Here is a 24848-nt window from a genome sequence, read left to right on the forward strand (position 1 = left end):
TAACGTATGCTTGTTTATAGTAAATTTGTATTCTTTTTCAAAATAAAATAGTCTATTTTGTTTCATTATATACAAAAAGAAAGTTTACACTACGAGAATAGTGCAAAGTTCAAAATATAGTCACAAAAGCATGGTAATTTAAATAAAAACCTATTTGAAGTGTTTGACTTCAAATAGGTTTTATGAATGAAAATATTAAACAAGTGCTTCTCTTTTTAGTACGAACTTCTCTACAACCTTTGCTACACCATCGTTCATATTTGTATCTGTTACATAGTTTGCAATTTCTTTAATATCATCAGGTGCATTGCCCATTGCAACACCAAGACCAGCGAATTCGATCATTGCTTGGTCATTATAGCTATCGCCCATTGCGATAACTTCTTCACGCTTAATGCCAAGTTTTTGAATCAGTTGGTTTAAGCTCGTTCCTTTTGTAACACCAGCTTCAGTAAATTCTAAGAAGAATGGTTTAGAACGCATAACGCTTAATTGTCCTTCTAGTTGTTTTTGTAGTTTTGATTCTACTTCAACAAGGCGTTCAGCTTCTTTATTCATTAATACTTTTACTACTGGCTCTTTAACAGCAGCTTTAAAGTCATCTACAACAACAATTGGCATACCAGTAATATCTCCCTCAATTTCAGTATAAGGATTATTTTCTTCTGTTACGATATCATCGCCAATATAAGTATGAATCCATACATCTTCAGTTTTACTAATTTCAAATAGGTTGTGAACGATTTCAGGAGATAGCGTACTACTAAAGATTTCTTCGTTTGTTTTACAGTTAATAATTTTTGCGCCATTAAAAGATAGAATGAAACTGCCGTATTCTTCTAAACAAAGTTCTTTCGCTACATTGCGCATACCAAACGTTGGACGTCCGGAAGCAAGTACAACTTTTACACCTTGTTCTTGTGCGGTCATTAGAGCTTCTTTCGTACGAGGTGAAATAGTATGGTCGTCACGTAATAAAGTATCATCTAAATCTAAAACAATCATTTTATAAGTCATATTGAAAAGTCCTTTCTTTATTTAAATCAAATATATGTTCATGGAGATGTAAGGAATAATAGTAAGACATCGAACCTCTTTAAAAAGAAGTAGATTCATTTTTATGAGTGTTTTTCTCATCATATTAATTAATAATCATTGGGGATGGACAAAACCCCAATGATTAAATGTTTATTTTATCGTAACAACTCTAAAGGTAGAGTGCAATAATGGAAGTTTTCCAATTTACGATACTTGTTTTGCTGTCGAACGAGAAAATAGTATTTCTAGTAAGATTGCCATTACAGCCCCAAGAACGAGACCATTACTTAGGAATGAAGCTAGAAATGGTGGAAGCGTGGAATATGCTCCTGCTGGAACGAACATAACCCCAATTCCTGTGAAGATTGAAAGACCCGCTACTTTAAATAATCGTTCTTTATCCTGTACCGTTTCGTATTCCCGAAAGGCGAGACCGATCATGCTTGCAAATACAGGATAAATGGCAGCATAACCAACTGCAACTGGGATTGCCGCAAAGAATGAAGTGATCTTTGGGAATATACTAACGACAATAATAAAGCTTGACCCTAATATAAATGGGAGGCGTTTATAAATATTAGTCGTTGCAATAAAACCTGCTGATCCAGAAATAGCGACAGGTCCGATAGCCGAAAACAGGCCACCTAGTAATTGATTGATTCCCGTTATAATACCGGCCTGTTTAAAACGATCTGATGCAGCATTTTCTTCATATTTAGAGACAACCTTTTGTACAACACGAATACTTGCTAACATATTTGTTAGAAGTAAGAGTGTAACGAAAATGACCGTAATTACCATGTTCCATTCAACACGAGGCATTCCGAAAACAAATAAGGATGGAAAACGGATTATGTCTGTCACTGGTGTTATTCGATTAGATAATCCGAAGCATGCGAATAATATCCAGCCGCAAACGATACTGAAAAGAACAGAATATTGTCCGATAATAGGTAGCTTCATGATGAAAAAGGATAGTAAAATAACAATGAGTGAAAGAATAAATACGTTAGGTTGTACTTCTGTATGCTTTCCATCAAGACCGAACATTCCTTTTAAGAAGGAACCACTAAGTTGTGCAACAAGAAGAAATAAGTACGTTCCAATGACTGTCGGTGTAAAATAGCGAACGAGTTTATCAATAAGTCCAAAAACGCTAAGAATAATACAAATGATACCGCTTAATAAGAAAGCATATTGAAGAACTTTAAGTGTCTCATTGTTTGATCCAAATAATACGACACCTAAACTTGCGTAAAGGGAGAAAATTCCCCACCAAAGGCCAGCAGGACCTTCTTGAATAGGAAGTTTATGTCCAAATATAGCTTGCAGTAGACCGGCAAAGCCAAGAACAAATAATGTTCTTTGTACGAATGCAATAGCTTCAGCGCCATCAAGACCATAACTAGTTGCGACGCTAATTGGTACAATAAGACTCCCAGCTAAAATAAATAGTGCCCATTGTAAGGCGGAAAGAAATGTTTTCATTATATCAACCTCTTTCATAGATTCCGTATCTAGTATATATGTATTTCATTTCCACTGGCAAAGATTGTAGATAGAGAAAAGAGTTGAAACATGATATGAATGCACGTAAGCAATTATGGATAGCAGTTATATGTATGACCAAGGTATTGCGAATCCGTTAACAGTTCATTATATTGATACAGTACTGTATGGTGTGGAGCAGTCATTTGTAATTGAAGAAATTGCAGTCGGCGAGGGCTCTATTTTAGCTAATAAATCATTACTAGAGAGTGATGTGAGAAATCAATTTGATGTAACAATTTTAGCGATTTTGAGAAATGGGAATGTTATACATAATCCAACGGGGCAGGAAAAACTGCAAGAACATGATATGATAATAGTATTTGGTTCAGTAGAGAAGCTGGGACAATTTGAGAAAGAACTACAAAGTAAGAGGTGACGAGGAATGCAAATATCGAGTGATAAAATTTTAAATAAAATGGCGAATGAAATTGCAAAGGCAAAAAGTAGTGAAGGACAAAAATCAAAAGAACATGTATTAGTTGTGCGTGCTTTATGTGATTTATTATTAGATGAGCAAGTTGAATCTTCTACGTATAGAGAGCCACAAATTCAATCACAAATAATTGGATCACAACCAATCACGATGCAACCAATTGCACCGGTTTCTGATGAGCCAGTGTATATAAAAGAAAGTGATGCAAACGGTAATTCTTTATTTGATTTTTAGAGGATAAATCGTTTGGCTTATATGAAAAAATTGCTTATGATAAAAGTAAAAAAGGGGAATTAAGATGAAAATTTTCTTTTTACTAGGTTGTATTGCAGCGGGGCTATCTGTTGCGTTAGGGGCTTTTGGAGCACACGGTTTAGAAAATAAAGTTTCTGCAAAAATGTTAGAGGTTTGGAAAACAGGTGTTACATATCAAATGTTTCATGCAGGTGGACTATTTGTAGTTGCTTTATTGATGGATAAAATTCAATCATCACTTTTAACTACTGCTGGCTGGCTTATGGTAGCCGGGATTGTTATGTTTTCAGGTAGTTTGTATGCATTAAGTACGACGGGTATTAAGTTCTTTGGTCCAATTACACCTCTTGGTGGTGTAGCGTTTATTGTGGCATGGATCTTAGTCGGAACTGCAGTTGTAAAAGGATTATAAAAAACAAAAGCTGGCATATGCCAGCTTTTTTTATGGTCTTGGAGCATAAGTTGCTTGTTGACCAGGCAAATACGTAATTCTTTCTGGGAATTCTACATAATCTAAGTAAATCATTAGTAGTAAATAACGTTTCCCTGACTCTGGCTCACTAATTACAATATGATCACGACCAGCTGCTTCGATAATACCTGTATAGGATTGTGTACCGAGTGAACTGCCACGCTCATAAGTCATTACAACTGTGGCTTGCTTGCCCTTGTTCAAGCGAAGAATATTTTCAATATATGACTGTTCTAGAGGTAACATACCTTGAGAAACAGCATATTGAGCTTGCGCAGCTTGTTGTTGCATTGCTTGCTGTTGTTGCTGTTGCTGTGGAGTCATTTGTTGCGGTTGTACGTAAGTTCCAGATGGTTGATAGAAACCTGTTCCGTAATACGGGTTTTGTTGCTGTGCCATTCAAAAATCCCTCCTCATTTTTCATTACTTAATATATGCTAGGGCAATCCCCAGCATTTGGCTGGAAGAAGCAGTGCTTTTTGAAGCGACCAGAGTTTTGCTGGTTATACCAAGTTGGTGGACATGCACCTTCAGGTCTAAAAAACCATAAGGCAAAGTTGGCAGGCCAAAAGCGCTGCCCTTGAATGGTCCGTCTTGCCAGAGCAATATCTTGTTCACGCGCACGCTGATAAAAATATCCTTTTTGCGTTGCTTCGAAACCGCCAGGGTTTTGATAAACCATTTGACGTAAATTACGAATATTTTTAAAGTCTAAACAATTCCCGCGGACACGATTTACTCCAACATTTCCAACCATTAACATTCCTTGTTGCCCTTCTCCTTCAGCTTCAGCACGCATCAATCTAGCTAATAATTTAACATCTTCTTCGTTATGCGCGATAACGCCCATTATGTGTCACCTCTCTTTTTGGAATACCTTTTGGAAAGAGGTTTATCTCTAGATGAAGTGTGTAACAATTACTAGTTCATACGTATGAGGAAAAAGAGTCAGATATGACAACCAAACGAAGTTTTACATTGGGAGTAGAAAATAAAAAAAGCTAGCGTGAGCCAGCTTTTTTATTAAAAAACTTTAGACCATAAGTTTGAGAAGAAATCACCGATAGAGCGCATTGTTAACACAAACCAATTTGCTTTTTCAACTTCTTCTGTCGTTTTTGCAGTAACTTTCATACTTTTACTACCGTCTAAGAAACCATATTTATCAGTTGATTCTAACGTAATGGAGCCTACTTTGGCACCCTTCTTAATAGGAGCAACTAAATGACCATCTTCAGCAAGTGATTTATCTGCTTCAGTTCCAACTTTATAAGGGTCTTTGCTACCTTTTTTTGCAATTACGGTTATTTCTTTTTCCGGTGCAACAGTTACTTGATCTTCTTTCCCTTGTACTACAGAGAGTGTATTGTTTTTATCGACCTTTAGTTTTTGTTTTTCGAAGTTATTAAACCCGTATTCGATTAACTCACGAGATTCTGTGAAGCGCTCGTCCATTGATTTTGTTTTAATAATAACTGAAATAAGACGTACATCACCACGTTTAGCAGTAATAGTAAATCCGTATCCAGCTGTATCAGAACTTCCAGTTTTTAAACCATCAGTACCTTCATAAGCGAAAGCAGCTCCTGGTAACATCCAGTTCCAGTTTTCCATACGAATTGGTTTCGGATGATTATCTGGGAAGTTTCTAAATCTTTGTTTTGTATCCTCTAGCATTTCTGGATACTTTGTAATCATTGCTTTTGAAAGTATACCCATATCGCGAGCTGACATAGAGTTTTCTGCATTTGGATCAGTACCCTCAGGATGTTTTCCTTTTAAGTCAGCGTTATTTAAACCAGTAGCGTTTACAAATTTATATTTCTTTAACCCTAGTTTTTTTGCATGTTCATTTGCAAGATTTAAGAAGTTTTTCTCACTTCCTGCAAGAAGTTCTGCTAAGGCAATACTAGATCCGTTTGCAGAGAAGATAACGATAGAATGATATAGTTCTCTTACAGTATATTGACGTCCTTTTTCGAACGGCACGTTAGAGAATTCATTATTACGTGAAACTTCATAAGCGTAATCGGAAATGTTTACCTTTGTATCCCAAGTGATTTTTCCTTCTTTAATTGCTTCTAACACAGCATAAACAACAATTAATTTTGACATACTAGCGATAGCTAGTAATTCATCTGGATTTTGTTCATGCAGTATTTTTCCTGTATCTGCATCAAATAGAAGTGCAGCAGCTGCCTCAATGTGTATTTTTTCTTCTGCATGGGATGTTGTTACTCCTAAGGAAGAAATTGACAATAAAAACACTAGTAAAATAGACAAGATTTTCTTCATATACATTATCACCTTCGCATCGTTATTAGCATATAGCTCGTACCATTTTAGCATAAATTTGGATATAGAAAGGTTACAATTTTGTAAGGTATTTAAAAGGAATTTGTCGATTTTTGTTCAAATTTGCGGAAAAAAGAACTTTTTTGAGGAGAAATATAGAGAGGAATAAAAAAAGGAACGAATTTCGTTCCTTTTTCACGATTTATATGTGTAAAAATTTCTCTACTTTTTCGTCTGGTAAAATGTTTCCAACGAAAAATGTTCCGAATTCACCATAACGAGCACTTACTTCATCGAAGCGCATTTCATATATAAGCTTTTTAAATTGAAGAACATCGTCAGCGAATAATGTTACGCCCCACTCAAAATCGTCGAATCCAACAGATCCTGAAATAACTTGGCGTACTTTACCTGCGTACTGGCGACCAATTTTACTATGACTGTACATCATTTTCTTACGTTCCTCCATCGGAAGCATGTACCAGTTGTCATCACCTTGGCGACGCTTGTCCATTGGATAGAAGCAAATATGATTTGCTTTCGGTAACTCAGGATATAAGCGAGCTAAGATTTGTGGATTTTGGTATGGATCTTCATCAGCTGGAAGGTAGTTGCTTAGTTCAACAACAGATACGTAAGAGTATGCAGGAACCATATATTCAGCTAAAGTTGTTTTATTCAATTCTGTCTCAATTTCATTTAACTCTTCCATTGTTGGACGTAAAATCATAAGCATAATATCAGCTTTTTGGCCAACAACTGTATACATTGCGTGACTGCCCTTTTTTGTAGCAGCTACGTCGTTCCATTTTTCAACGACATTTAAAAATTCAGACACAGCTTGTCCGCGTTCGTCGCTAGATAATGTTTTCCATGCAGCCCAATCAATAGAACGTAAATCATGTAAACAATACCAGCCATCTAACGTTGTTGTTGCTTCACTCATTCTATTCACCTCAGTTAATGATAGTTTTACACGTTAACTATAGCATATATAGTTTTAAAATCATCTATATAAAACCTTGGCGCATAAAATTGTCACATTTAAGTGTTTAAGCAAGGTGAATTTAACGGCTGAATTTTATGAAAATATAATCATTTTTATTTTATCTATTTTTTGGGAGCTATAAGTTTAAAATATAGAGGAAAAGAAGTATTCTTAAAGATAGAGTTTTTTTAACATATGTAGGAGGGTTTATTCGTGAGCAACTTATTTACAACAGTAAAAGAAAAAGTTCAAGGAAAAGGCATTTCTATCGTACTTCCTGAAGGAACTGATGAAAGAATTTTAGGCGCTGCAGAGCGTTTAGCAAAAGAAGAGTTAGTAAAACCAATCTTAGTTGGTAATAAAGAAGAAATTAGCGCAAAAGCTGCTAGCATGAATTTAACATTAGCAGGCGTTGATATTTACGATCCAGCTACATACGAAGAAATGGATGCAATGGTAGCATCTTTCGTTGAACGCCGTAAAGGTAAAGCAACTGAAGAAGACGCTCGCAAAATCCTTAAAGACGAAAACTACTTCGGTACAATGCTTGTATACATGGGCAAAGCACACGGTTTAGTAAGTGGTGCAGCTCACTCTACAGCTGATACAGTTCGTCCAGCACTTCAAATCATTAAAACAAAACCAGGCGTTACAAAAACTTCTGGCGTATTCATCATGGTACGTGAAGAAGAGAAATATGTATTCGCTGATTGCGCAATTAACATTGCACCAAATAGCCAAGATTTAGCTGAAATTGGTATCGAAAGTGCGAAAACTGCTGAACTATTCGGCATTGATCCACGCGTTGCTATGTTAAGCTTCTCTACAAAAGGTTCTGCGAAATCTCCAGAAACAGAAAAAGTTGTAGAAGCAACTCGCATTGCAAAAGAAATGGCTCCAGAATTAACTTTAGATGGAGAATTCCAATTCGATGCTGCATTTGTACCATCTGTAGCTGAGAAAAAAGCTCCAGGTTCTACAATTAAAGGTGATGCTAACGTATTCGTATTCCCAAGCTTAGAAGCTGGTAATATCGGCTACAAAATCGCTCAACGTTTAGGTAACTTCGAAGCAGTAGGACCAATCTTACAAGGTTTAAACATGCCTGTAAACGACCTATCTCGTGGATGTAACGAAGAAGAAGTGTACAAGTTAGCTTTAATTACAGCAGCTCAAGCACTTTAATTCTATAACGAATTGAAATAAAGACCGTCGCTAAAATAGCGACGGTCTTTATTTTTCTAAGCCAAGTGCTTTATTGTTACGATCAATAATACGTTGTAAATTCGTCTCATATAAAGGTATTTCATCTATTGTTAATTGAGATGGTGTTAACTTTGGAGCGAATTGTTGCAGTGTTTTTAAAAGGCGCATCATTAAATCTTGTACTGTAATGGTTTCGCCAAGTAATTCTGAAAGTGAAGCCATCGTACTCGGTACAATTTCAGGGTACGTAAAGCGTGTTTCTTCTCCTTGAATGGCTAGGTTGTAGAAATCACGAACGAGTGTGGCACGTTCAGAGCCACTTCCTGTAGCACAGAGATAAATTTGGACAGCGACACCACCGCGAATACGGCGCTGTGAAATACCAGCAAATTTTTGATCGCGAATACTTAAATCGTAGCTACCAGGACAGTAAGAACCAACGATTTCTTTTGCCTCAATTGTAACATCGTAATCTTTTAACATTTCCTGAATTAAATGCCACATTGTATCGTATCCAAGATCAATATCGATACCTTTTTCCGTCTCTTGGAATAAAAGTGATACGTTTAACACACCTTCATCAAGTACGACTGCAAGCCCGCCAGAATTACGAACGATAACATTGAAGTTGTTTTCTTTTAAAAAGGAAATACCTTGTTCCAAGTGTGGTAGGCGTGAATCTTGAATGCCAAGAACAATTGTATTGTGATGAACCCAAGAGCGCATTGTTGTAGCTGATTGGCTATTTCCTATACTTGTGCATAATGTGTCGTCCATTGCGAATGACTGCAATGCATGGAATGTTGGTCCCAAACTAGACTGATCTACAATACGCCACTCTGGCTGAGATAAAATGGAACGGGAATTGCTCATATAACTAACCCCTTATCTTTAAAATGACAATCTCTATTATAGCAAAAAATGAAGAATGGAGTTTCCTCACATATAAAGGGAAAGTTTAAAGGTGAAATAATAAAAAGGATGCATTATATGCACCCTTTTTATTCTGCAATTTTTTCTAAATTACCGTTTCGGTCCATTCGGAAAGATGTTTGAGAACGTTCTTCTTCATCCATGACTGCCAACTTACGAGCACGGTTCATAATATTCATGAGTGTTTCGTAATCTTCTTGTACAGTATGAGATTGTTTTTCTAATTTTTCCAATTTCTTTTCTAGTTCTTCATTTCGAAGGATTTGTGATTTAATTTCTTGTTTCAATCTCGTATTCTCGTTTTCAAGAGCTGTCACTTTTATATTTGAAGATCCGACTGTTTGTAAAAAATAAATAACATCTTGCATTGTCATAGAGCCCTTTGTAGCAGGAACGGTAGTTTCTTGATATGGAGTAGCTTCTTTATATTGTACAATTGATTCCTCTTGTACGAACTCTTCATAATTAGTTATCGAATCTGAAGCTGGTGGTGTATAAAGTAAACGTTTTTTCGCTTGTTCACCACTTGCAGCACGCATTTTATCTTTGCGATGTTTTTTTGCTAGTTGAAGAGCTTGTTCATAGCTATAGCGAACAACAGCATTCCAACGGAAACCACAGGCAGCCGATGTACGATTTAATCTGTCTCCTACTTCTTCAAATGCATTTAATTGGGTACTTCCTTCTCGAACGTGACGAAGTACAGTTTCAGCAAGTAATAAATCATCCTCATCTGTCCAAGCATCTTGTCTTACTTTCATAGATTCAACTCCCTTTCTTTTTATGAACTTCCTATTTTTATAATGGGCAAAAAAATGAGCTTTTATACAAAGCTTTTAAAAATATGGTAGATTTCGATGAGAGGTATAAAGTGAAACTTTAATCAGTGGGGAGGTTCTTCATCCCCCACCTAACTTCTTTGCTTTCACTGAATTTTGAGGTGGGGATCTTACTGCCCATTAAAGCGGGATAAATTTTGCCAAGAATGATGGAAGCTGCTGTAGGAAAACATATAAATATGTAGCATTATATGAGGAAAGAGCGTCGAAAGGAAACTTGCAACGAGCTTCAAAGAGCGGTAAAATACCATTTAGTGTTTATTTTTAAATGTACTTGAGAAAAGTTTAAAATAGAGGAAGTGTTATATAATGGGAAACGAATTTCGTGTGTGTGATGATTGTCAGGCAACGAACGTTAAAACGTTGATTCCAAAGCTAAAAAAAGTAGATTCATGTGCAACGATTGAAGTTGGATGTCAGTCTTACTGTGGCCCTGGCCGTAAAAAATCATTCGCATTTGTAAATAATCGTCCAGTTGCAGCGCCAACAGAAGATGAATTAATTGTAAAAATTGAAGCGAAGTTAAATAAGTAAGGAAAAGAAGAGTGAACAGATTACTCTTCTTTTTTTATGCCCATAAGAGGAAGAATCTATTCTGAGAAAGCTTAACTGGTGATGATAATAGTTCATGACAGATAGGCATTATCTATTTATTAAGGTCTCGACCTATATGAATTTGTATTTCAAAATAATGGTTGACAGTCTTTTGAAGCGATAGGTAGAATATAAGGTGTCTGATTCTGAGAATCATTATCAGAAAAGGGCCATTCATTTAATTTTTTTATTGCTATTTGAGAATAAATTTCATTTCATTAAATTAAACATATGTTGTTGGTTAGGATGGTTGAGGGATGGAAGCGAGCGCAAGGAGTATAGAACAGCAAGATGTGAATGTTAAAGAGATTAAGAGCAGGCCGCTCATTGCTTCTATTATTTTAGTAGCAGGTACAATTTTGTTAGCTTTAAGCATGGCATTGTCTATTTCGTTTGGTGCTGCAGATATTAGTTTAAAGACTGTATGGCAAGCTGTATTTCAGTTTGACGGTTCTATTACGCATCATAACGTAATTCAAGAACTTCGCATGCCTAGAGCAATAGGGGGCGTAGTTGCAGGTGCCTTTTTAGCGGTATCAGGAGCAATTATGCAAGGTATGACGCGAAATCCACTTGCATCACCATCGTTAATGGGGATTACAGATGGGGCTGTATTTGGAATTGCAATTATGTATGCATTCTTCCCTAATTCACCTTATTTAATGTTCGTTATCGCATCTTTTATTGGTGCTGCGTTTGGAGCGAGCATTGTATATGGAATTGGATCTTCTTCACCAGGTGGATTAACACCTGTGAAATTAGCTTTAGCAGGTGCAGCAATTAGTGCTTTATTAGGGGCCATTTCATCTGGAATTGCGCTATATTTCAATCTTGCCCAAGAGGTGAGTATGTGGAATGCAGGCGGAGTTGCTGGCGTGAAATGGGAAAGTATTAATATGTTAGTACCGATTGGTCTAGTTTGTCTCTTCATTGCAATTATGATGTCGAGGTATATTACAATTTTAAGTTTCGGTGAAGAAATTGCGATTGGACTTGGTCAAAATACGACATTAATTAAATTTATCGGGACAGTACTTGTTCTTGTGTTAACAGGTTCGGCAGTTTCTATGGCAGGATCGTTTGGATTTGTTGGTCTTGTCATCCCACATATGACTCGTTTCCTTGTAGGCTCAGACTATAGATGGGTTATTCCATGTTCTGCGGTCTTAGGCGGGCTTTTAATTGAATGTGCAGATATGTTATCTCGCGTTATTAATCCGCCGTTTGAAACGCCAATTGGAGCAATTACAGCACTAATTGGGGTTCCATTCTTCCTCTACTTAGCACGTAACGAAGGGAGAGGAAAAATGTGAGGACAAGTGTCTTAACAAAAAAGAACGTTTCGGTTTTAACAATTTTAGTAGGATTAATCGTTACTGTATTTTTAGTGAGTTTAAATACAGGGACATTTAAAATACCCCCAATGGACGTATTAAAGTCATTGGTTGGACTGGGGGCTGAAGATCAGTCTGTTATTTTATTTGAATTCCGTATGCCACGTATGGTCATTGCTATACTAGTTGGATCTGCTTTAGCGATGTCAGGTGCGATTTTGCAAGGGTTATCACGAAATCCACTTGCTGATCCAGGTATTATCGGTATTAACGCTGGAGCGGGATTAACAGTTGTTATCTTTGTCTACTTTTTCTTCGGGAAAGTAGGAACTGGTACATTTTTATCTGTATTCATTCTTCCGTTCTTCGCACTAGTTGGAGCGATATTAGCAGCTGTTATTATTTATTTATTAGCATGGAAAGACGGCGTTTCATCAACGAGATTAATACTTGTCGGTATCGCTGTTGCAGCCGGGTTTGGTGCTGTTAGTTTAATTTTTTCTATGAAGATGACATCTAACGATTTCCGTTTTGCTACGATTTGGTTAGCAGGAAGTCTATGGGGCACAGATTGGAAGTTTGTACTAAGTGTACTTCCATGGATGGTTATTTTCTTGCCACTTGCTATTAGTAAGGCTCACATATTAAACGTAATGAACCTAGGCGACTCCACAGCAGTTGGCCTTGGTGTAAATGTAGAAAAAGAAAGACGTAAATTATTATTTATTGCAGTTTGTTTAGCTGGTGCATCTGTTGCTGTTGCCGGAGGAATTGGTTTTATCGGTTTAATGGCTCCGCATTTAGCGAGGCGCCTTGTTGGTGGTAAACATCAAATTATGCTGCCTACGGCTGCACTAATAGGGACGTTTTTACTTTTATTCGCAGACGTAATTTCAAGAAGTGTGTTAACAACTTCAGAAATACCGGTCGGTCTTGTTATTTCTGTAATTGGTGCACCGTATTTTATATACTTACTTATGAGGACAAAATAAAGGGAGGCTTTTTGTATGGCAACTTTAGCGGTTGATGCGGTATCTGTTGGCTATAATGAAGGGTTAATTATTGATGGATTAACAGTTGAAATTCCGGAAGGGAAAATTACAACAATTATTGGACCAAATGGTTGTGGGAAGTCCACATTATTAAAAACGGCTTCTCGTATTTTAAAGGCGAAAAAAGGTACTGTTTATCTTGACGGAAAAGCAATCGAGAAACAACCAACGAAAGAAATCGCAAAGAAAATGGCAATTTTACCACAGACTGCAGAAGTGCCAACTGGCCTTACTGTATTTGAACTCGTTTCATATGGGCGCTTTCCTCATCAAAAAGGATTTGGAACGTTGAAAGAAGAGGATTATCGCTACATTCATTGGGCACTTGAAGTGACGGGAATGACAGAATTCGCAAATCGTCCAGCAGAGGCGTTATCAGGTGGGCAACGCCAACGCGTATGGATTGCGATGGCTCTTGCACAAGGGACAGAATTACTTGTATTAGATGAACCGACAACGTACTTAGATATGGCTCATCAATTAGAAGTATTAAACTTATTGAAAAAGTTAAACGAAGAAGAAGGTAGAACGATTGTTATGGTTATCCATGACTTAAACCATGCTTCTCGTTTCTCAGATCATATGATTGCATTAAAAGCTGGTAAGTTAATGAAACAAGGAACGCCAGACGAAGTGATGACGAGTGAAACACTTCGCAGTGTATTTGAGATTGAAGCTCAAATCGTTCCATGTCCAGTAAACTGTAAACCAATTTGTTTAACATATGATTTAGCGATGATTAGTAATCAATTGCGTAAAAAAGCATAAGTAGAATCCCCCTCGTAAAGAGGGGGGCTTCTAATGGATGTTGAGCTTCTTATTAGTAAATAGGAAGTTGAACACCCGTTAGAACGGGGGCATAAACAACAATTAATCAATATATATATATTGATTAATTGTTAACCTTGTTTCTTATAGTTCACTGTAACTTATAAGAGAAATACAGCTAGAAGGAGTGGAAACATGAAGAATTTTAAAATGGCGTTATTAGCAATGGTACTAGTCGTTACTTCTGTACTATTTGCAGCTTGTTCTAACAAAGAAGAGAAAAAAGCAGATGCGAAAGATGCGAAGACTGAAGAGCGCACTGTACAACATGCAAAAGGGGAAATTAAAATTCCTGCAAATCCAAAGAAAATTGCTGACCTTAGTGGTTCAACAGAGGAATTGTTAATCTTTGGTATGAAACCAATTATTACTGCTAATACATCTCAAGAAAAAATTGATGCACATATTGCAAATAAATTAAAAGACGTTAAACCGGTTGGCTCTGCTTGGGGCGATAAAATTAATATCGAAGCAGTAGCTGCTGCAAAACCAGACTTAATTCTTGTAAACGATCGTCAAGAAAAGATTTATGATCAATTATCTAAAATTGCACCAACAGTTATGTTAAAAACTCCATTAGACCAATGGCGTCCAAAATTCGAAGAAGTAGGCCAAATCTTCGGTAAAGAGAAAGAAACAAAAGAATGGTTCAAACAGTATGATGAAAAAGCAAGCAAATTACATGATAAAATCGTTGCGAAAACTGGCGATGCTAAATTCATGAAAATGGCTGCATATCCAAACGCTTTCCGCGTATATGGTGACTACGGTTACGGTAGCGTAATCTTTAAAGATTTAAAATTACCAGCGGTTAAAGGTACACCAACTGATAAAGCGTTAGTACAAGTACAAAAAGAAGCTTTAATTGATTACAACCCAGATTACTTATTCGTATTTACGACTGGTGACGGTTCTCAGCGTCTAAAAGAATTCCAAGAAGAATCAATTTGGAAAAATATGAACGCTGTTAAAAATAACCACGTATTTACAATTAAAAACGAAGACTTAAACAAAGGTTACTTCCCGCTAGGTAAAGAAATGATTTTAGATGAAGTTGCTGAGTTCGTTTTAGGGAAATAATGTGTAAAAAAAATCACTTTTACTCCGGTAAAAGTGGTTTTTTTCTTTATATAAGGGCAATTAATATAGTCTTTCATTTCTTTCTGTTTCCTATTTCGTTTATAATATATAGTAAGAATGCAGTAAAGAAAGGGGGATGTCGGAAAGTGGTATATTTAAACGACAAACTCAGCGAAACAAAAGTGTTTAAAGACCCGGTACATAAATATGTGCACGTGCGCGATCGTGTTATTTGGGATTTAATCGGAACGAAAGAATTTCAACGCTTGCGCCGTATTAAGCAGCTTGGAACAACATTTTTTACATTTCACGGTGCAGAGCATAGTCGCTTTACTCATTCGTTAGGTGTATATGAAATTATTCGTCGTATGATTGATGATGTGTTTGATGGCAGACCGAATTGGAATGCTGAAGATAGATTGTTATGTTTATGTGCGGCATTACTTCATGATGTCGGTCACGGTCCATTTTCTCATTCGTTTGAAAAAGTATTTTCATTAGACCATGAGAAATTTACGCAAAAGATTATCGTTGGAGATACGGAAATTAATCGCGTATTAAGTCGTGTGGATAAAGATTTCCCACAAAAGGTAGCCGATGTAATTGCGAAAACATCTACTAATAAATTAGCGATTAGCATGATTTCTAGTCAAATTGATGCAGATCGCATGGACTATTTATTAAGGGATGCGTACTTTACTGGCGTAAAATATGGGAACTTTGATATGGAACGTATACTGCGTGTTATGCGTCCGTACGGGAATCAAGTAGTTATTAAAAATAGTGGTATGCATGCTGTTGAGCATTATATTATGAGTCGTTATCAAATGTATTGGCAAGTATATTTCCATCCGGTAACGCGCAGTGCTGAAGTTATTTTAACGAAGATTTTACACCGTGCAAAATCATTGCATGAGAAGTATTATACATTTAAAAATCATCCTGTTCATTTCTATTCTTTATTTGAAGAAGAAGTGACAGTAGAGGATTATTTAAAGTTAGACGAGAACGTTATGTATTATTACTTCCAAGTATGGCAGGACGAAGAAGATCCAATTTTAAGCGATCTATGCCGTCGTTTTATGAATCGAAACCTATTTAAATATGTAGAGTTTACAGATAAGCACGGTTTAGATAATTGGATGGAATTAAGTAGTTTATTTAAAAAGATTGGACTTGATCCAGAATACTATTTAGTAGTTGATTCAACATCAGACTTACCGTATGACTTTTATCGTGCTGGTGAAGAAGAAGAACGTCTGCCAATCTTACTTCTTATGCCAAATGGAGAGCTTAGAGAGCTTTCACGTGAATCGGATATTGTTGAGGCGATTACTGGTAAGAAGAGAAGGGATCAAAAGCTATTCTATCCGCATGATTTAATCTATGAAGATGGAAGAAAAGGAAAATATAAAGAGAGAATCATCGAGTTACTAGAAGGAAAAAAATAAGAAGCAGCTAATGGCTGCTTCTTATGAAAAAACTTGAAATTATTTGTCGCTTAAGCGTTTTCCGCCGACTGCATAATGGTTTTTAGACATTTCTTCGATGAAAACAACGATGTTTTCTTCAGGAGCACCAGTTGTTTCGCTTACTGCTGCTGTTACTTTCTCAGCAAGAGCTTTCTTTTGTTCCTCTGTGCGTCCTTCTAACATTTTCACTGTTACGTATGGCATATATAATCGCTCCTTTTATGTAAGTTACAATCTTATTATAGCGGATTATGGGGAAGAACAATCGAAAAAACAAATAATTTCTTTTTTTGACATATGGAAGAGGAGATGAAGCATGGATCAGTTATTTAGATACCCGTTGCACCAAATTCCTTTGGTAGCAATGGCCATTATTATCGCATTATCAGTGCATGAATTTGCGCATGCATATGTAGCATATAAATTTGGAGACGATACAGCAAAGAGACAAGGGCGCTTAACTTTATCGCCGATGGCACATTTAGATCCTATCGGGATGATTGCTGTATTAATTCTTGGTTTTGGTTGGGCGAGACCAGTTCCTGTTAACCCATATAACTTTAAAAGACCTCGTCTTGCAGGTATATTAGTTTCAATTGCAGGACCGATTAGTAACTTAATTTTAAGCGCAATCGGTTTAATTATTTGGTATAGCTTATTAAAATTTGGTGTATTATACTCAATTCCATCTGCAGTAGCAGATACGTTAGCTCAATTTTTCCAGATTTTTATTATGCTGAATATCGTTTTACTTGTATTTAACTTATTACCAATCCCGCCACTTGATGGATATCGCGTAGTGGAGGATTTAGCACCAACAAATATTCGTGCGAAAATGACACAGTATGAAAAATACGGGGCAATTGCTTTGTTAATTCTAGTTATTACACCGCTTAGCAATTACACAATCCAACCTATTTTTAGTGTTGTCATTCCATATGTATTTGCATTTTTAAACAGTATTATTGCGCCTATCTTTGGCCTTTTATAATCATTAAGTGAGGAGGACTTTACATATGACAGAGAAAAAGAAAAAAATCGGTTTTAATATCGTGAAAAATGATTCAACGGATGGACATGGTGGTTTTGGCGTTGGGGCATTAAGCCTAGAAAACATTTCACCCGTATTTGTCGATGTACTAGAGAAAACAGCATTTGTTGATATTGGTGCGATGCATGCACGTAGTACAGTAGAAAAAGGTATTAAGTTTTTAACAAATAAAGATGAAGTTCCAAACGGAAAACCATACTGGCTTGTGTGGGTAACGATTGAAAGAACAGCAACAGGTGCGTATTATGCAGGTGTAACAGCTTGTGAAATGACAGTTGACCGTGAAATTCGCCGCGGATATAAGTCACTTCCAGAGCACGTAAACAAAATGGATAAATCATTGAAGCGTCACATTATGGTTGACCATATGGACGAATCATCTAAAAAAGTACTTGGTACATTCTTAAAAGAACATAATGAAGCGATTTGGAACGAATCTAGCGAAGAATTGCGCCGTGCTTTATTAAGTGAATAAAAGAAAAGGATGTCTCACTAGTCAACAATCGACTAGTGAGACATCCTTTTTATTTTGGCTTGTTGTATGAAAATATATCAACGATTCGACTAGGAGGCTATTCCACGTTCAGTGAAATAGCCGGATATTCTACCAAGGAAGATATTTTTTCCACCAACTTGTTTTTTTCTTTTCTTCAGTTGTCTTTTCAAATTCCTCTTTATCATCAACGTGATCCATACAATATTCAGTTGGTTCTGTACCTTTTGCAAAATACATCTTCACTGAAATTGGGCAATTTTTTGTAGCAATTTTCCCGTTTTCAGGGTTAATATCGACTGCAACGACGTCACTTGGTTGTTTAAACTCTTTTTTAGGTTGTCCATCTAAGCCTTTCTCCATCGTATCGGTCCATATTCTTTTCGCATAGCCTTGTTCTGCTACGTTTGAAATTGATTTAGGTTGATCATATCCAACCCATACGCCAGTTACGAGTTGCGGGGTAAACCCAATCATCCAACTATCTGTTTCAGTAGAGCCAGATTTTCCAGCATATGTTCTTGATAGTTTAGATAACATTGATTGACCAGTTACAGCAGCATAACTGCTTAGTTTTTTATTAAACATGCCTGTCATCATTTCTTCCATCACAAATGCTTTGCTCTTATCAAGAACTTGTTTACTCTCCAAATGAGCATCGTATAAAATATTTCCTTCATGATCCATAATGCGGCGAATGAAAATAGGTTTTACTTCTTTTCCCCCGTTTGCGAACATGCTATAAGCGTTAACCATTTCAATTGGTTTTACAGGAGATGTACCGAGCGCGAGGGAAGGGACATCTTTTAATGCACTTTTAATGCCGAATTGCTTCGCCGTTTTTGTAAGAATGTCTTCGCCTAAAAATAAATTGGTCTTCACGGCATATACGTTATCAGAGACCGCAAGAGCTTGCGCCATTGTTACAAAATCGTCTGCATAATAGTCTTTATAGTTTTTCGGTTTATACTTTGAAACACCGTCACCTAAAGTGAACACAGTGTATTCACTTTTTAAGCGCGTAGCAGGGGTGAATCCTCGTTCTAATGCCGCATAATATAGAAATGGCTTAAATGTAGATCCAGGCTGGCGAGCGGCCTGTGTAGCCCTGTTAAATTGACTTGTATTATAATCAGTTCCACCAACAAGGGCAGCTACTTCCCCTGTTTTTGGATTCATAGAGACGAGCGCAGTTTGTATGTTTGTCGTGTCAGGTATGTGGTCTTTTATAGCTTGCTCTGCAACCGATTGTAATTTCGGGTCTAGCGTTGTATAAATACGCAAGCCGCCTTTTTGTAAGGCTTGCTCATCTAATCCGATATCACGAAGAAGAGAAGCTTGTACAGCATCTTGGAAATAAGGCGCGACCTCTGCGACTTTTTTCGTATCTAATGAAGCGAAAGTTAGTGATTCTTTCTTTGCTGAAGCTGCTTGTTTCTTTGTAATATAGCCTTGTTCTACCATTTCATCTAATATAAGAGATTGTCGTTCTTTCGCACGATCTTTTTTTAAAAAGGGAGAGTAAACACTAGGTCCTTTTGGTATACCCGCGAGCATACTAGCTTCCGCTAATGTTAATTCTTTTGCTGTTTTATCAAAATATAGGCGGGACGCAGCTTCGATTCCATAAGCACCATGCCCGTAATAAATTGTATTTAAATATCCTTCTAAAATATGATTTTTATTATAATTCACTTCAAGACGGATTGTGTACATTGCTTCTAATAGTTTACGTTTCCACGTTTTATCATGATCTAAGTATAGGTTACGGGCATACTGTTGTGTAATCGTACTAGCGCCTTGGACTTTTGCCATCGCTTTTAAATCAGCAACAACGGCACCAGCGATACGCTTCATATCAAAGCCATGATGTTTGTAGAATCTTTGATCTTCGATAGAAAGTGTTGCCTTTTTTACATAAGGAGAAATTTCATTGAGAGATACATTGTATCGTTTTTGCATCTCATTACTTTGTCCTATAACAGTGTCATCATTAGCATAAAAGACACTTGTTTGCGGGACAGCGACAGGAGGAGGTCCCATAATTTTTGCAACTATAATAATAACAAAAAAGGAAAAAACGAAAAAAAGAACAGAAGAAAACATTACGGTGAAGAAAAGACGTTTATATTTTTTAAGTTTCGGATTCATAGTTTGATCCATCTTTTTCAGCCCCTCATTCATACAAACATTATTGTATTAGTATTGAGGGTTTTCGATTATTTTAAACAATGAAATTTCGAAAATAAAGAGCTCCTTCAATTAAGAAAGGAGCTCAAATGCACGTGCTGGCCAATCGGTAATAATGACATCCACGCCATAATCAATCATAGTTTGTAAATCTTTGTATTCGTTAATTGTATAAGGGCGGAAAACATACCCTTGTTTTTGCGCGAGTTGAACAAATTCCTTTGTTAGTAGTTGAAAGTTTGGGTGTAAACCAGTTGCATCTCTATTTTTTGCTTCGGCGATAGGATCAGCAAGTGGTGTATCATATAAAATTGCTCTTGGGATTTCAGGAGCTATTTCTGCTAATAATGAAACAGAGTCGTGATTAAATGAAGAGAATACAATTTGATTAGAAAGATGATATTCTCGAACGAGAGCAACAACTTTTTCTTCAATGTTTGGATAGTGAATAACGTCTGTTTTTAATTCAATATTGAGTTGTAAGCTTGTTGTAGATAACCAAATAAATACTTCTCGTAACGTTGGGATTTTTGCTTCATGGAAAGAAGGATCTTTATGGCTGCCGGCATCTAAAGCTTGTAACTCTTCTACCGTTTTTTCAGAAACAAGACCTACATCATTCGTTGTACGATCGACTGTTTCATCGTGAATCACGACAAGTTCACCATCTTTTGATAGGTGGACATCAAGTTCAATTCCGTGGGCGCCAATGCGTTCAGCTTCTTGGAAGGCAATCATCGTATTTTCTGGATGTGTTCCTTTTACGCCGCGATGAGCGAAAATAAGTGGTTTACTCATGTGAAATTCTCCTTATCGTTTCTTTTCTTTCATTATGAAACTGCTTTTGAAAAAATACAATTTAATATGACAAACATTTACAAAAGTCTAACAGTTGCACAAAAGTTAACGTTAACGTAAAATGTAATAATCGAGTGAAGGGAGGAATAAACATGTATAAGATTGATGAAGTCACAAAGCAAGTTGGTTTAACAAAACGTACACTTCGTTATTATGAGGAAATTGGTTTAATTCATCCCCCAGAACGTAGTGAGGGGAACATTCGCCTGTATACAGACGAAGATATCGCTAGAATTAAAAGAATTGTGGAAGCGAAAGAAGTGTTAGGGATTACGCTTCAAGAAATGCAGCATTTCTTATCGTTAAAAGAAAGAATGGAGCAAAGAAGAAATAGTGAGAATCCCCGTGATCGTGAAGTGATTCAAGAAATTAAAGAGATGCTTGAAAAACAAGTGCAAACGCTAGACGAGAAGATGGAGCAAATGCAGCGTGTAAAGGGAGAACTTGAAGACAGCTTACATCGTGCAGTGACATTTTTAGAGAATACAAAAGGAGAGTAATCAAAATGGAGAGCAAACAAAAACTAGGGAGATTGATTACAGTGTTGGCTACTTTCCTTGCCTTTTCAGGTATAGGGGTAGTCGACCCAATTTTGCCGATTATTGCTGAAAAGATTGGTGCATCGCATTGGCAAGTAGAGATGTTATTTACAGCATATATTTTGACGATGGCAATTATGATGTTACCAGCTGGAATATTTGCATCGAGATTTGGTGATAAACGAATGATGACAATCGGTCTTGCGATCGTGACTGTATTTGCGTTTATATGCGGTATATCGCAAACGATTGCTCAGTTATCTCTTTTCCGCGCTGGATGGGGATTAGGGAATGCGATGTTCTTCGCAACGGCGATGACTTTATTGATTGCATTAAGTAAAGAAGTTCATGAAGCAGTAGGATTATATGAAGCAGCTATCGGTTTAGGAATGGCAGGTGGACCATTATTAGGCGGGATATTAGGTGGACATTCTTGGCGTTACCCATTTTTTGCGACGAGTATTTTAATTTTCTTAGCATTTATTTTAGTTTTCTTCTTTGTGAAAGAACCAGAGCGAAAAGTGAAGCGTAAAGCGGCAGGCGTAGGAGAATTACTTAACCTGGTGAAGTATAAACCGTTTATGCAAGGCGCCATTTCAGGAATGTTATACTACTACGGATTTTTCGTTGTGTTAGCATATTCACCACTTATTATGCATTTATCTGCTATTCAATTAGGATTTGTATTTTGTGGATGGGGACTCGCGTTAGCTTACGGTTCTGCAATTTTAGCACATAAGCTAGAAGGGAAATATGAGCCGAAAACATTGTTGAAAGGCAGTTTACTCGTATTTGCGCTGTTCTTAATTGCACTATTCTTCGTGAAAATTATGTGGTTACAAATTGTATTAATTGTTCTATCAGGATTAGCATCAGGATTAAATAATGCATTATTTACAAGTTATGTAATGGATATTTCACCTTATGAAAGATCTGTTACATCTGGTGTTTATAACTTCGTTCGTTGGTTAGGAGGCGCAATTGCCCCCATTTTATCAGGGATTATCGGCCACACTGTTTCACCGCAAAGTCCATTTTTAGTAGGTGGGATTGTTGTATTAGTTGGTTGTGTAATGATTTTAATTCCGATTCGAAAAACGGTAGAAGTAGAGAGAAAAGCCCTTTCTTAAGAAAGGGTTTTCTTTATCTGTATATGTTAGAACCCTCTGACTAAAATATATTTTCGGTATTTTTGTACTTTTAACTATACTTTTTGGATGTTTTGTTTTATTTTTGTTAGGGGACATTAATGATGTCCCTATTATAAATTTGCATTGAAAGGCGTGATTGTACGATGGAACTATGGTTCACTGAAAAACAAACAAAACATTTTGGGATTACGGCGCGTATTAACCGCACATTACATACGGAGCAAACAGAATTCCAAAAACTTGATATGGTTGAAACGGAAGAGTTCGGAAACATGCTTATTTTAGATGGCATGGTTATGACAACAGAAAAAGATGAGTTCGTTTATCATGAAATGGTAGCGCACGTACCTTTATTTACACATCCAAACCCTGAAAACGTATTAGTTGTAGGTGGCGGCGATGGCGGTGTTATTCGTGAAGTGTTAAAACACCCAAGCGTAAAGAAAGCAACTCTTGTTGAAATCGATGGAAAAGTAATTGAGTACTCTAAACAGTACTTACCATCAATTGCAGGCGCGTTAGATAATGAGCGTGTAGAAGTAAAAGTAGGAGACGGTTTCCTACATATCGCAGAAAGCGAAAATGAATATGACGTAATTATGGTAGATTCTACTGAGCCAGTAGGACCAGCAGTAAACTTATTTACAAAAGGCTTCTACGCTGGAATTTCAAAAGCGTTAAAAGAAGATGGTATTTTCGTTGCACAAACGGACAACCCTTGGTTCACACCAGAACTAATTACAACTGTGTTTAAAGACGTAAAAGAGATTTTCCCAATTACTCGTTTATACACAGCGAACATTCCAACTTACCCAAGTGGTCTTTGGACGTTCACAATCGGATCTAAAAAACATGATCCATTAGAAGTAAGTGAAGAGCGTTTCCACGAAATCGAAACGAAATACTACACAAAAGAATTACACAATGCAGCATTCGCATTACCGAAATTTGTTGGCGATTTAATTAAGTAAGAGAATCGCACGGAACAAATAAAGTGTAAGTAGCTCATTTAAGGTGTTTGTCCAGAAGACTTGAACATGCTAGCTATTTACACTTCTGTAAAGAAAATTGTCTTCTTTTTATGAAACAGAAGACCCGGTAAATCGAGAAAGAGGAGCAACTCGCTCCAAATTTGAGAAATAATGAAAGGTTGGGATACCTTAAGTTCCACATAAGGAGGAAAAGAATATGCGTTTTGATGAAGCTTATTCAGGTAAAGTATTTATTAAAAGTCATCCAAGTTTTGAAGAGTCGAAGGTAGTTATTTATGGGATGCCTATGGATTGGACAGTAAGTTACCGTCCGGGATCTCGTTTTGGCCCTGCACGTATTCGTGAAGTATCAATCGGTCTTGAAGAATATAGTCCGTATTTAGATCGTGAACTAGAAGAGGTAAAATATTTTGATGCGGGTGATATCCCATTACCATTCGGAAATGCACAACGCAGCTTAGACATGATTGAAGAATATGTATCAAAACTTTTAGATGCCGATAAGTTTCCACTAGGTCTCGGCGGTGAGCACTTAGTGTCTTGGCCAATTTTTAAGGCAATGGCAAAAAAATATCCGGATTTAGCAATCATCCATATGGATGCTCATACTGATTTACGTGAATCGTATGAAGGGGAGCCTTTATCCCACTCTACACCAATTCGTAAAGTGTGTGATTTAATTGGTCCGGAAAACGTATATTCTTTCGGAATTCGTTCTGGAATGAAGGAAGAATTTGAATGGGCGAAAGAAGTAGGTATGAACTTATATAAATTTGACGTATTAGAACCGTTAAAAGAAGTATTACCGAAACTTGCAGGACGCCCAGTCTATGTCACAATCGACATTGATGTATTAGACCCAGCTCACGCTCCAGGAACAGGAACGTTAGAAGCTGGTGGCATCACATCTAAAGAATTATTAGATTCCATCGTAGCAATTGCAAATTCAAATATAAATGTAGTTGGAGCAGACTTAGTAGAAGTAGCTCCTGTCTACGACCATAGTGATCAAACACCAGTCGCAGCAAGCAAATTCGTGCGGGAAATGCTGCTCGGTTGGGTGAAATAAAAGCGGAATCCGCTGTAGCTGGATAAAATAAGAGCCCTCTATATGATTAGGGGCTCTTATTTTGTCGTTATGTGTCGGTAAGTCGATATGTCTTGTCGAATCGTCGATATAATGAAAAAATCGTTGATATATTTT

26 protein-coding genes and 1 pseudogene are annotated in these 24848 nt (G+C 36.8%); 16 read left to right on the plus strand and 11 right to left on the minus strand.

All coding sequences use genetic code 11. The features are described 5' to 3' along the window. Positions 1–195: 195 nt before the first annotated feature. Both MR083_RS15480 and MR083_RS15485 read right to left on the minus strand, forming a co-directional pair. Complete coding sequence (locus MR083_RS15480; RefSeq protein ID WP_242269553.1) at positions 196–1017, minus strand: Cof-type HAD-IIB family hydrolase; 822 nt, start codon at positions 1015–1017, stop codon at positions 196–198. A 225-nt stretch (positions 1018–1242) separates the two neighbouring features. Beyond that, positions 1243–2526, minus strand: coding sequence for a purine/pyrimidine permease (locus tag MR083_RS15485; protein WP_242269554.1), 1284 nt, complete (start codon positions 2524–2526; stop codon positions 1243–1245). 139 nt (positions 2527–2665) lie between these two features. On the opposite strand from MR083_RS15485, the pseudogene MR083_RS15490 reads away from it, so the two are divergent. From MR083_RS15490 to MR083_RS15500, 3 genes and pseudogenes are all read left to right on the plus strand, one after another. Continuing rightward, positions 2666–2965: pseudogene (locus MR083_RS15490) on the plus strand (cation:proton antiporter regulatory subunit); the annotation flags it as partial. Between the two features lie 6 nt (positions 2966–2971). Further along, the gene (locus MR083_RS15495) at positions 2972–3256 is read left to right on the plus strand and encodes a YwdI family protein (RefSeq protein ID WP_001167353.1); all 285 of its coding nucleotides are present in this window, start codon (positions 2972–2974) and stop codon (positions 3254–3256) included. A gap of 64 nt (positions 3257–3320) precedes the next feature. Beyond that, positions 3321–3689, plus strand: coding sequence for a DUF423 domain-containing protein (locus MR083_RS15500; RefSeq protein ID WP_000688323.1), 369 nt, complete (start codon positions 3321–3323; stop codon positions 3687–3689). Positions 3690–3719: 30 nt separating this feature from the next. Here the strand turns inward: MR083_RS15500 and gerQ are convergent, their stop codons facing one another. From gerQ to hemQ, 4 genes are all read right to left on the minus strand, one after another. Next, a complete protein-coding gene (gene gerQ, locus MR083_RS15505) occupies positions 3720–4148 on the minus strand; it encodes a spore coat protein GerQ (RefSeq protein ID WP_000068646.1) in 429 nt (142 codons plus the stop codon). A gap of 28 nt (positions 4149–4176) precedes the next feature. Continuing rightward, positions 4177–4599, minus strand: coding sequence for a cell wall hydrolase CwlJ (gene cwlJ / locus MR083_RS15510; protein WP_000538151.1), 423 nt, complete (start codon positions 4597–4599; stop codon positions 4177–4179). A gap of 173 nt (positions 4600–4772) precedes the next feature. Continuing rightward, positions 4773–6050, minus strand: a complete 1278-nt coding sequence (locus MR083_RS15515) for a serine hydrolase (protein ID WP_172656216.1) — start codon at positions 6048–6050, stop codon at positions 4773–4775. Positions 6051–6246: 196 nt separating this feature from the next. Next, positions 6247–6990 carry a hydrogen peroxide-dependent heme synthase gene (gene hemQ / locus MR083_RS15520; RefSeq protein WP_001287588.1) on the minus strand — a complete coding sequence of 248 codons (744 nt, stop codon included), beginning with the start codon at positions 6988–6990 and terminating at the stop codon, positions 6247–6249. A gap of 255 nt (positions 6991–7245) precedes the next feature. Between hemQ and pta the strand changes: the two genes are divergently transcribed. Continuing rightward, the gene (pta, locus tag MR083_RS15525; protein WP_000067215.1) at positions 7246–8217 is read left to right on the plus strand and encodes a phosphate acetyltransferase; all 972 of its coding nucleotides are present in this window, start codon (positions 7246–7248) and stop codon (positions 8215–8217) included. A 48-nt stretch (positions 8218–8265) separates the two neighbouring features. Here pta and lipL read toward each other — a convergent pair whose 3' ends face one another. Both lipL and MR083_RS15535 read right to left on the minus strand, forming a co-directional pair. Beyond that, a complete protein-coding gene (gene lipL / locus MR083_RS15530; RefSeq protein WP_000071961.1) occupies positions 8266–9111 on the minus strand; it encodes an octanoyl-[GcvH]:protein N-octanoyltransferase in 846 nt (281 codons plus the stop codon). A 128-nt stretch (positions 9112–9239) separates the two neighbouring features. Then, positions 9240–9932, minus strand: a complete 693-nt coding sequence (locus tag MR083_RS15535; protein ID WP_000868373.1) for an RsfA family transcriptional regulator — start codon at positions 9930–9932, stop codon at positions 9240–9242. A gap of 387 nt (positions 9933–10319) precedes the next feature. Here MR083_RS15535 and MR083_RS15540 point away from each other — a divergent pair, with 387 nt between their 5' ends. From MR083_RS15540 to MR083_RS15565, 6 genes are all read left to right on the plus strand, one after another. Next, positions 10320–10544: a YuzB family protein gene (locus tag MR083_RS15540; protein WP_000526077.1), complete on the plus strand. Its 225-nt coding sequence runs from the start codon at positions 10320–10322 to the stop codon at positions 10542–10544. A gap of 317 nt (positions 10545–10861) precedes the next feature. Continuing rightward, positions 10862–11917: a FecCD family ABC transporter permease gene (locus MR083_RS15545; protein ID WP_242269555.1), complete on the plus strand. Its 1056-nt coding sequence runs from the start codon at positions 10862–10864 to the stop codon at positions 11915–11917. Further along, positions 11914–12930: a FecCD family ABC transporter permease gene (locus MR083_RS15550; RefSeq protein WP_001260777.1), complete on the plus strand. Its 1017-nt coding sequence runs from the start codon at positions 11914–11916 to the stop codon at positions 12928–12930. Before MR083_RS15545 ends, MR083_RS15550 begins: the two co-directional genes overlap by 4 nt. Before the next feature lie 15 nt (positions 12931–12945). Further along, on the plus strand, positions 12946–13758 hold the full coding sequence (locus MR083_RS15555; RefSeq protein WP_000212064.1) for an ABC transporter ATP-binding protein: 813 nt from the start codon (positions 12946–12948) through the stop codon (positions 13756–13758). Positions 13759–13953: 195 nt separating this feature from the next. After that, positions 13954–14898, plus strand: a complete 945-nt coding sequence (locus MR083_RS15560) for an ABC transporter substrate-binding protein (RefSeq protein WP_000787735.1) — start codon at positions 13954–13956, stop codon at positions 14896–14898. A gap of 146 nt (positions 14899–15044) precedes the next feature. Beyond that, entirely contained in the window at positions 15045–16349 is a 1305-nt protein-coding gene (locus tag MR083_RS15565; RefSeq protein ID WP_000262739.1) for an HD domain-containing protein, read from the plus strand. Between the two features lie 39 nt (positions 16350–16388). Here the strand turns inward: MR083_RS15565 and MR083_RS15570 are convergent, their stop codons facing one another. Further along, positions 16389–16574, minus strand: coding sequence for a 2-hydroxymuconate tautomerase (locus MR083_RS15570; protein ID WP_001147171.1), 186 nt, complete (start codon positions 16572–16574; stop codon positions 16389–16391). A gap of 112 nt (positions 16575–16686) precedes the next feature. Here MR083_RS15570 and MR083_RS15575 point away from each other — a divergent pair, with 112 nt between their 5' ends. After that, a complete protein-coding gene (locus MR083_RS15575) occupies positions 16687–17361 on the plus strand; it encodes a site-2 protease family protein (RefSeq protein WP_242269556.1) in 675 nt (224 codons plus the stop codon). Positions 17362–17386: 25 nt separating this feature from the next. Beyond that, positions 17387–17896: a YwhD family protein gene (locus MR083_RS15580; protein ID WP_000136687.1), complete on the plus strand. Its 510-nt coding sequence runs from the start codon at positions 17387–17389 to the stop codon at positions 17894–17896. Positions 17897–18025: 129 nt separating this feature from the next. Here the strand turns inward: MR083_RS15580 and MR083_RS15585 are convergent, their stop codons facing one another. Beyond that, positions 18026–20077, minus strand: coding sequence for a transglycosylase domain-containing protein (locus MR083_RS15585; protein WP_242269557.1), 2052 nt, complete (start codon positions 20075–20077; stop codon positions 18026–18028). 99 nt (positions 20078–20176) lie between these two features. Then, positions 20177–20902 carry a glycerophosphodiester phosphodiesterase gene (locus MR083_RS15590; RefSeq protein ID WP_113711787.1) on the minus strand — a complete coding sequence of 242 codons (726 nt, stop codon included), beginning with the start codon at positions 20900–20902 and terminating at the stop codon, positions 20177–20179. 152 nt (positions 20903–21054) lie between these two features. On the opposite strand from MR083_RS15590, the gene MR083_RS15595 reads away from it, so the two are divergent. From MR083_RS15595 to speB, 4 genes are all read left to right on the plus strand, one after another. After that, positions 21055–21462, plus strand: coding sequence for a MerR family transcriptional regulator (locus MR083_RS15595; protein WP_000276568.1), 408 nt, complete (start codon positions 21055–21057; stop codon positions 21460–21462). Positions 21463–21467: 5 nt separating this feature from the next. Next, positions 21468–22631 (plus strand): MFS transporter, encoded by a 1164-nt coding sequence (locus MR083_RS15600; RefSeq protein WP_000444221.1) that lies wholly within the window; start codon positions 21468–21470, stop codon positions 22629–22631. Between the two features lie 164 nt (positions 22632–22795). Then, positions 22796–23623, plus strand: coding sequence for a polyamine aminopropyltransferase (gene speE, locus MR083_RS15605; RefSeq protein ID WP_000424696.1), 828 nt, complete (start codon positions 22796–22798; stop codon positions 23621–23623). Between the two features lie 217 nt (positions 23624–23840). Then, positions 23841–24713, plus strand: a complete 873-nt coding sequence (gene speB, locus MR083_RS15610) for an agmatinase (protein WP_001209831.1) — start codon at positions 23841–23843, stop codon at positions 24711–24713. The last annotated feature ends 135 nt before the right edge of the window (positions 24714–24848 follow it).

The sequence above is a fragment of the Bacillus cereus group sp. BfR-BA-01408 genome (assembly GCF_022663305.1).
In the GTDB taxonomy this organism is placed as follows: Bacteria; Bacillota; Bacilli; order Bacillales; family Bacillaceae_G; genus Bacillus_A; species Bacillus_A pacificus.

Excerpts from the sequence above, each read along its gene's own strand:
- MR083_RS15480 (WP_242269553.1), bottom strand. The coding sequence starts at position 1,017 with ATGACTTATAAAATGATTGTTTTAGATTTAGATGATACTTTATTACGT.
- MR083_RS15485 (WP_242269554.1), bottom strand. The coding sequence starts at position 2,526 with ATGAAAACATTTCTTTCCGCCTTACAATGGGCACTATTTATTTTAGCT.
- MR083_RS15495 (WP_001167353.1), top strand. The coding sequence starts at position 2,972 with ATGCAAATATCGAGTGATAAAATTTTAAATAAAATGGCGAATGAAATT.
- MR083_RS15500 (WP_000688323.1), top strand. The coding sequence starts at position 3,321 with ATGAAAATTTTCTTTTTACTAGGTTGTATTGCAGCGGGGCTATCTGTT.
- gerQ (WP_000068646.1), bottom strand. The coding sequence starts at position 4,148 with ATGGCACAGCAACAAAACCCGTATTACGGAACAGGTTTCTATCAACCA.
- cwlJ (WP_000538151.1), bottom strand. The coding sequence starts at position 4,599 with ATGGGCGTTATCGCGCATAACGAAGAAGATGTTAAATTATTAGCTAGA.
- MR083_RS15515 (WP_172656216.1), bottom strand. The coding sequence starts at position 6,050 with ATGTATATGAAGAAAATCTTGTCTATTTTACTAGTGTTTTTATTGTCA.
- hemQ (WP_001287588.1), bottom strand. The coding sequence starts at position 6,990 with ATGAGTGAAGCAACAACAACGTTAGATGGCTGGTATTGTTTACATGAT.
- lipL (WP_000071961.1), bottom strand. The coding sequence starts at position 9,111 with ATGAGCAATTCCCGTTCCATTTTATCTCAGCCAGAGTGGCGTATTGTA.
- MR083_RS15535 (WP_000868373.1), bottom strand. The coding sequence starts at position 9,932 with ATGAAAGTAAGACAAGATGCTTGGACAGATGAGGATGATTTATTACTT.
- MR083_RS15540 (WP_000526077.1), top strand. The coding sequence starts at position 10,320 with ATGGGAAACGAATTTCGTGTGTGTGATGATTGTCAGGCAACGAACGTT.
- MR083_RS15545 (WP_242269555.1), top strand. The coding sequence starts at position 10,862 with ATGGAAGCGAGCGCAAGGAGTATAGAACAGCAAGATGTGAATGTTAAA.
- MR083_RS15555 (WP_000212064.1), top strand. The coding sequence starts at position 12,946 with ATGGCAACTTTAGCGGTTGATGCGGTATCTGTTGGCTATAATGAAGGG.
- MR083_RS15560 (WP_000787735.1), top strand. The coding sequence starts at position 13,954 with ATGAAGAATTTTAAAATGGCGTTATTAGCAATGGTACTAGTCGTTACT.
- MR083_RS15570 (WP_001147171.1), bottom strand. The coding sequence starts at position 16,574 with ATGCCATACGTAACAGTGAAAATGTTAGAAGGACGCACAGAGGAACAA.
- MR083_RS15575 (WP_242269556.1), top strand. The coding sequence starts at position 16,687 with ATGGATCAGTTATTTAGATACCCGTTGCACCAAATTCCTTTGGTAGCA.
- MR083_RS15580 (WP_000136687.1), top strand. The coding sequence starts at position 17,387 with ATGACAGAGAAAAAGAAAAAAATCGGTTTTAATATCGTGAAAAATGAT.
- MR083_RS15585 (WP_242269557.1), bottom strand. The coding sequence starts at position 20,077 with ATGGATCAAACTATGAATCCGAAACTTAAAAAATATAAACGTCTTTTC.
- MR083_RS15590 (WP_113711787.1), bottom strand. The coding sequence starts at position 20,902 with ATGAGTAAACCACTTATTTTCGCTCATCGCGGCGTAAAAGGAACACAT.
- MR083_RS15595 (WP_000276568.1), top strand. The coding sequence starts at position 21,055 with ATGTATAAGATTGATGAAGTCACAAAGCAAGTTGGTTTAACAAAACGT.
- MR083_RS15600 (WP_000444221.1), top strand. The coding sequence starts at position 21,468 with ATGGAGAGCAAACAAAAACTAGGGAGATTGATTACAGTGTTGGCTACT.
- speE (WP_000424696.1), top strand. The coding sequence starts at position 22,796 with ATGGAACTATGGTTCACTGAAAAACAAACAAAACATTTTGGGATTACG.
- speB (WP_001209831.1), top strand. The coding sequence starts at position 23,841 with ATGCGTTTTGATGAAGCTTATTCAGGTAAAGTATTTATTAAAAGTCAT.